Annotated in this window: 4 protein-coding genes and 1 pseudogene; all 5 read left to right on the top strand. The window is 71.6% G+C overall.

Annotated features, from left to right (window positions below):
- Positions 1 to 405: 405 nt before the first annotated feature.
- Positions 406 to 2,079 carry an aspartate-alanine antiporter gene (aspT, locus tag AB0E96_RS37090; RefSeq protein ID WP_359830601.1) on the top strand — a complete coding sequence of 558 codons (1,674 nt, stop codon included), beginning with the start codon at positions 406 to 408 and terminating at the stop codon, positions 2,077 to 2,079.
- Between the two features lie 45 nt (positions 2,080 to 2,124).
- On the top strand, positions 2,125 to 3,792 hold the full coding sequence (locus tag AB0E96_RS37085; RefSeq protein ID WP_359830598.1) for a bifunctional aspartate transaminase/aspartate 4-decarboxylase: 1,668 nt from the start codon (positions 2,125 to 2,127) through the stop codon (positions 3,790 to 3,792).
- Positions 3,793 to 3,794: 2 nt separating this feature from the next.
- The gene (locus AB0E96_RS37080; RefSeq protein ID WP_359830595.1) at positions 3,795 to 4,868 is read left to right on the top strand and encodes a Dyp-type peroxidase; all 1,074 of its coding nucleotides are present in this window, start codon (positions 3,795 to 3,797) and stop codon (positions 4,866 to 4,868) included.
- Between the two features lie 35 nt (positions 4,869 to 4,903).
- Complete coding sequence (locus AB0E96_RS37075; RefSeq protein ID WP_359830592.1) at positions 4,904 to 5,701, top strand: family 1 encapsulin nanocompartment shell protein; 798 nt, start codon at positions 4,904 to 4,906, stop codon at positions 5,699 to 5,701.
- Positions 5,702 to 5,933: 232 nt separating this feature from the next.
- Positions 5,934 to 6,046, top strand: a pseudogene (locus AB0E96_RS37070) (electron transfer flavoprotein subunit beta); the annotation flags it as partial.

Genomic DNA, 6,046 nt, shown 5'->3' with positions numbered 1-6,046 from the left:
CAGCAGACGGTGGAGCACGGGTCGCCGGTCCCGTTCCCCGCGGTGACGAACACCGCGACGTCCGGGGTTCCGGGCGGCCCTGGTGGTGCCGGTGGTCGCCACGCCGCTGGGCGCCGCGGTGGCCGTTGTCGGTGTCCGGCGGTGGCGCGCCTGACACCTCCGGGGTGTGTGGCGGACTGGTCGAACGGGCCACACCGGGTCGGCGCGAACAGCCCCGCCGGGCCGGGCCGAACAGTCCCACCGGACGGGTCGAACGGCCCCGTCGGAGACCGCTCCGACGGGGCCGTTCGGCTGCGTGTCGGCCGTGCCGGATTGTCCGCTTTGCGGTGTAATCGTTCCCATGATCAGATTAATGCTGGTCCGTCCCCCGTTCGGCTCCTCCGCGCCGCGGCGGGAGCGGCTGCCGTGAACCTGCTGCGGGAGAACCCCGTCCTCGCGCTGTTCGTCTGCCTGGCGCTCGGCTACCTGCTCGGCAAGCTGCGCGTCGGACCGATCCAACTCGGCGGCATCTGCGGCACGTTGATCGTCGCCATGCTGATCGGCAGCCGGCACGTCAGCGTCAACGCCGACGTCAAGAACGTCGCCTTCGCGCTGTTCATCTTCTCGCTCGGCTACATCGCCGGCCCCCAGTTCTTCTCCAACCTCAACGCCAAGGGCCTGCGCTTCGCGGTGCTCTGCGTCATGGAGGCGGTGCTGGTCGTCGGGATGGCCTACGGCATCGGCAAGGCCTTCGACCTGGACGTCGGCACCGCGGCCGGCATCCTGGCCGGGGCGGCCACCGAGTCGGCCGTGGTCGGCACCGCGCAGGAGGCGATCTCCAACCTCTCCGGCCTCGGCCCCGACCAGTCCGCCCAGCTGCAGAACCACGTGGCCGCCGCCTACTCGGTCTGCTACCTGTTCGGCCTGGTCTCCATCGTGCTGCTGACCAGCCAGATCTTCCCGCTGGTCATGCGGATCAAGCTGCCCGACGCCTCCCGCGAGCTGTGGCAGAGGATGCGCGGCGGCAAGGGCGCGCTCGCCGGCGACGAACAGCCCGCGCTGCCCCCGTTGGTCGGCCGCACCTACCTGGTCTCCCAGGGCGAGGGCTCGACCGTCGCCCAGGTGGAGGAGATCCAGCAGGGCCTGGTCACCGTCGAGGGCGTCCGGCGGGACGGCCGCACCCGCCACCCCGAACAGGACTTCCGACTGCGCCGCGGCGACCTCGTCCTGCTGGTCGGCCGCCGCGAGGCCGTCATCGACACCGGCCACGACCTCGGCCCGGAGACCTCCGGCGTGCCCGGCCTGGACAGCCCGATGGTGGTCCGCGACGTGGTCCTCACCAACCGCGACTTCGTCGGCCGTACGGCCGGGGAGGTCGCCGAGGAACAGCCGGCCACCACCTCCGGGATCTACCTGACCGACGTCCAGCGGGTCGACCAGCACCTGCCCGCGATCGCCGACACCGAACTGCACCGAGGCGACACGGTGACCGTCACCGGCTCCCGCTCGGCCGTCGACCGGTTCGCCGCCAAGGCCGGCGTCAGCATCCGCAAGGACGCCATCGACTACATCTACATCAGCCTCGGCATCTGCGTCGGCGTGCTGATCGGCCTGGTCACCGTGCACGCCGGGAACGCCGCGCTCTCGCTCGGCACCGGCGGCGGCTGCCTGGTCTCCGGGCTGGTCTTCGGCTGGTTCCGGGCCCAGCGGCCCACCTTCGGCGCCTATCCGCCGGTCGCCGCGCAGACCGCCAAGGACCTCGGGCTCTCCGTCTTCATCGCCGTCACCGGCCTGGCCGCCGGACCGGACGCCGCCGCGCTGCTCAGCGACCACCCGGTGCTGCTGCCGGCCTCCGGCATCCTCATGGTCACCGTCCCCGCGGTGCTCTCGCTGTTCGTCGGCCGCAAGCTGCTGAAGATCGAGCCGCCGATCCTGGTCGGTGCCATCGCCGGCCAGCAGTGCAGCACGCCGGCCATCACGACCGTCACCAACGTCGCGCAGAGCAGCATCCCGATGCTGGGCTACACGATCACCTACACCATCTCCAACTTCCTGCTCCCGCTCACCGGGCCGATCCTGGTCGGCATGCTGGGGGCCTGAGTTGACGAACCATCAGAGAATTCCGACGCCGCCGGAGAGAACGCCATGACGAAGCCCATCACCGGTCGCGAGGAGATCCGCCGACTGGCCCGGCTCAGCCCCTTCGAGCTCAAGGCCGAGTTCGTCCGGCTCGCCGAGGCCTACCAGCGCGACGAGCCCGGGCAGAAGGGGAAGTCCACCGCCCACATGCTCAACGCCGGTCGCGGCAACCCGAACTGGGTCTGCACCGGCCCCCGCGAGGCCGCCCTCGCACTCGGCCACTTCGCGCTGGCGGAGAGCCGCCGGGTCTGGACGGCCGACGACCTCGGCGGCATGCCGGAGCGGGCCGGCGTCGCCGGCCGCTTCGACGCCTTCGTCCGCAGCCACCCCGACCTGCCCGGCATCGAACTGCTCCGGCGCGGCGTCGAACTCGCCGTCGACCGCTTCGGGTTCGACCGCGAGGCCTTCCTCCACGAGCTCGCCGACGCGAGCATCGGCGACAACTACCCCGTCCCCGACCGGATGCTGGTACACGCCGAACAGATCGTCCGCGGCTACCTCCAGGAGGAGCTGATGGACGGGCGGCCCCCGTCGCCGCGGCAGCCCGAGCTGTTCGCCACCGAGGGCGGCACCGCCGCGATGTGCTACGTCTTCGACTCGCTGACGAAGAACGGTCTGCTGCACCGGGGCGACCGGATCGCGCTGATGGTGCCGGTGTTCACCCCGTACATCGAGATCCCCGAACTGGACACCTACGACTTCGAGGTGGTCGAGATCCAGGCCAGCAAGCTGGTCGAGACCGGAGTGCGGGAGTGGCGCTACCCGGCCGAGGAGGTCGCCAAGCTGGCCGACCCGCGGATCAGGCTGCTCTGCCTCGTGAACCCCAGCAACCCGCCCTCCCTGGCGCTGTCCCGGGAGGTCACCGAGCAGATCAAGCAGATCGTGGCCACCGCCAACCCCAACCTGGTGATCGTCACCGACGACGTCTACGGCACCTTCGTGGACGGCTTCCGCACCCTGGCCGCCGAACTGCCCCGCAACACCCTGCTCGTCTACTCGTACTCCAAGCACTACGGCGCCACCGGCCACCGCCTCGGGGTGATCGGCCTGGACCGGGACAACGTGATCGACGAGATGATCGCCGCCCTTCCGGCGGAGCAGCGGGAGCGGCTCGCGAAGCGGTACGGCACCCTGAGCCTGGATCCGGGACGGATCCGCTTCATCGACCGGCTGGTCGCCGACTCCCGGCAGGTCGCGCTCAACCACACCGCCGGGCTCAGCCTCCCCCAGCAGGTCCAGATGGTGCTCTTCTCGCTGTTCGCGCTGCTGCCCGAGGGCAAGGCGTACAAGGCGCGGGTGCAGGAGATCGTCCGCCGGCGGCTCGGCCTGCTGCTGGAGGGCTCCGGGATGCGGATCTCGGACGACCCCGGGCGGGCCGGCTACTACGTCGAGCTCGACCTGCTCGCCGAGGCCGAGCGGGTCGCCGGCCGGGACTTCGCGACCTTCCTGGAGAAGAACTACGAGCCCACCGAGCCGCTGTTCCGGCTCGCCGAGCAGACCGGGGTGGTGCTGCTCAACGGCGGCGGATTCGACGGGCCCGAGTGGTCCGTCCGGGTCTCGCTGGCGAACCTGGACGACCTCGACTACCTGAAGATCGGCCACCACCTGAAGCAGATCTTCGCGGACTACCTCGCCGAGTGGGACGCCTCCAGGGCGCCCCGGGAAAGGCCCTGACCATGCAGGCCGAACCGCAAGCCGTACTCTCCCCGCTGACCAGCGCGGCCGTCTTCCTGGTCCTCACCGTCGAACCCGGCCGCGAGGCGGCCGTCCGCGAGCTGCTGCCCGAGCTCGCCGGACTGCGCCGCGCCGTCGGCTTCCGGGCCCCCCAGGGCGCCCTCACCTGCGTCACCGGCATCGGCTCCGAGCTCTGGGACCGCCTCTTCGCCGGCCCCCGCCCGGCCGCCCTGCACCCGTTCCAGGAGGTGGCCGGCGCCCGCCACCGGGCTCCGGCCACCCCCGGAGACCTCCTGCTGCACCTGCGGGCGGAGCGGATGGACCTCTGCTTCGAGCTGGCCGCCCAGCTCACCGGCCGGCTCGCCGCGGCGGCTACCGTCGTCGACTCCGTCCAGGGCTTCAAGTACTTCGAGGACCGGGACCTGCTCGGCTTCGTCGACGGCACCGAGAACCCGGAGGGCCGGGCCGCCGAGAGCGCCGCCCTGGTCGGCGCGGAGGATCCGGCGTTCACCGGCGGCAGCTACGTCCTGGTGCAGCGCTACGTGCACGACATGGACAAGTGGAACGCGCTGAGCGTGGAGCAGCAGGAGGACGCGGTCGGCCGCACCAAGCTGGAGGACATCGAGCTGTCCGACGACGTCAAACCCGCCGACTCGCACGTGGCGCTCACCGTGATCACCGGGCCGGACGGCGAGGAGCGGAAGATCGTCCGCTTCAACATGCCGTACGGCACGTTCGGTTCCGCGGGCCGCGAGGGCGAGGCCGGCACCTACTTCATCGGCTACGCGGCGGACCCCGGGGTGACGGAGGAGATGCTGCGCAACATGTTCGTCGGCAGCCCGCCCGGCACCACCGACCGGCTGCTCGACTTCTCCACCGCCGTCACCGGCGGGCTGTTCTTCGTCCCGACCGCGGACTTCCTCGACTCCCCGCCGCCGTCGCCCCCGGCGGCCCCCGCCGCCCAGGCCGCACCTGCCGACCAGACCGCACCCGCCGCACCCGCCGCACCCGCGCCGCGCCCCGGCGGTGCGGACGGCTCGCTCGGCATCGGCAGCCTCAAGACGACGACCTCCTGACCGCCACCCGCCGCCCCCCGAACAGGACCCCGCCCATGAACAACCTCCACCGGGACCTCGCCCCGATCTCCGCCGCCGCCTGGGAGGAGATCGAGGAGGAGGCCCGCCAGACCTTCAAGCTGCACATCGCCGGACGCCGGGTGGTCGACCTCACCGGCCCCGAGGGCGCCACCCTCGCCGCGGTCGGCACCGGCCACCTGACCGCCATCGACCCCCCGACCGAGGGCATCCAGGCCCGTGCCCGCGCCGCCCAGCCGGTGGTCGAGCTGCGCGTCCCCTTCACCGTCCGCCGCGACGCGGTGGACGACGTCGAACGCGGCTCCCGGGACTCCGACTGGCAGCCGGTCAAGGACGCGGGCCGCAAGCTCGCCCTGGCCGAGGACCGCGCCGTCTTCGAGGGCTACCGCGCCGCCGCCATCGACGGCATCCGCGCGGCCTCCACCAACCCCCCGGTGCAACTGCCCGACGACGTCCGGGAGTACCCCGAGGCCGTCAGCCGCGGCCTCACCGCCCTGCGCCTCGCCGGCGTCGGCGGCCCCTACTCGCTGCTGCTCGGCGCCGAGGCCTTCACCGCCGTCAACGAGACCAGCGACCACGGCTACCCCGTCCACAACCACCTCGCCCGCCTCCTCGACGGGGACATCATCTGGGCCCCGGCCATCGAGGGCGCCTACCTGCTCTCCACCCGCGGCGGGGACTTCGAGCTCTTCCTCGGCCAGGACGCCTCGGTGGGCTACCTCTCCCACGACGCCGAAACGATCCGGCTCTACCTCCAGGAGTCGCTGACCTTCCGCGTCTACACCGGAGAGGCCGCCGTCGTCCTGCGCGGCTGACCCCCGGGGGGAGCCCGCAAGGGTACTGAGTTCCTTTACGAGGGGTACTGAGTGCCGTATTCTCTCCATGGAGCCTCTGACGCCAGTCGAAGAGGGCAGACAGGCTGTACCGGTCCAGGTGGCGCATGCGGCGCGTGGGTCGCGCCCGGGCCGGTCTTGGCACTCAGTACCCTCGGTATGGCTGAGGCCGTGGATCCAGTGCATCCGTGCACCCGTGACAGGAGAACCGCTCATGAGCTTGAGGATCGTCGTCTGTGTGAAGTACGTGCCGGACGCGACGGGTGACCGTCGTTTCGCGGACGACCACACCACGGACCGGGAGGGTGTGGACGGCCTCCTGTCGGA

Source organism: Kitasatospora sp. NPDC036755 (genome assembly GCF_040636595.1).
Taxonomy (GTDB): Bacteria; Actinomycetota; Actinomycetes; order Streptomycetales; family Streptomycetaceae; genus Kitasatospora.
The sequence above is the reverse complement of the archived record's forward strand: the minus strand, read 5'-3'. Positions and strand labels throughout refer to the sequence as shown.

Coding starts and splice junctions, on each gene's coding strand:
- AB0E96_RS37085 (WP_359830598.1), top strand. CDS start 2,125: ATGACGAAGCCCATCACCGGTCGCGAGGAGATCCGCCGACTGGCCCGG.
- AB0E96_RS37080 (WP_359830595.1), top strand. CDS start 3,795: ATGCAGGCCGAACCGCAAGCCGTACTCTCCCCGCTGACCAGCGCGGCC.
- AB0E96_RS37075 (WP_359830592.1), top strand. CDS start 4,904: ATGAACAACCTCCACCGGGACCTCGCCCCGATCTCCGCCGCCGCCTGG.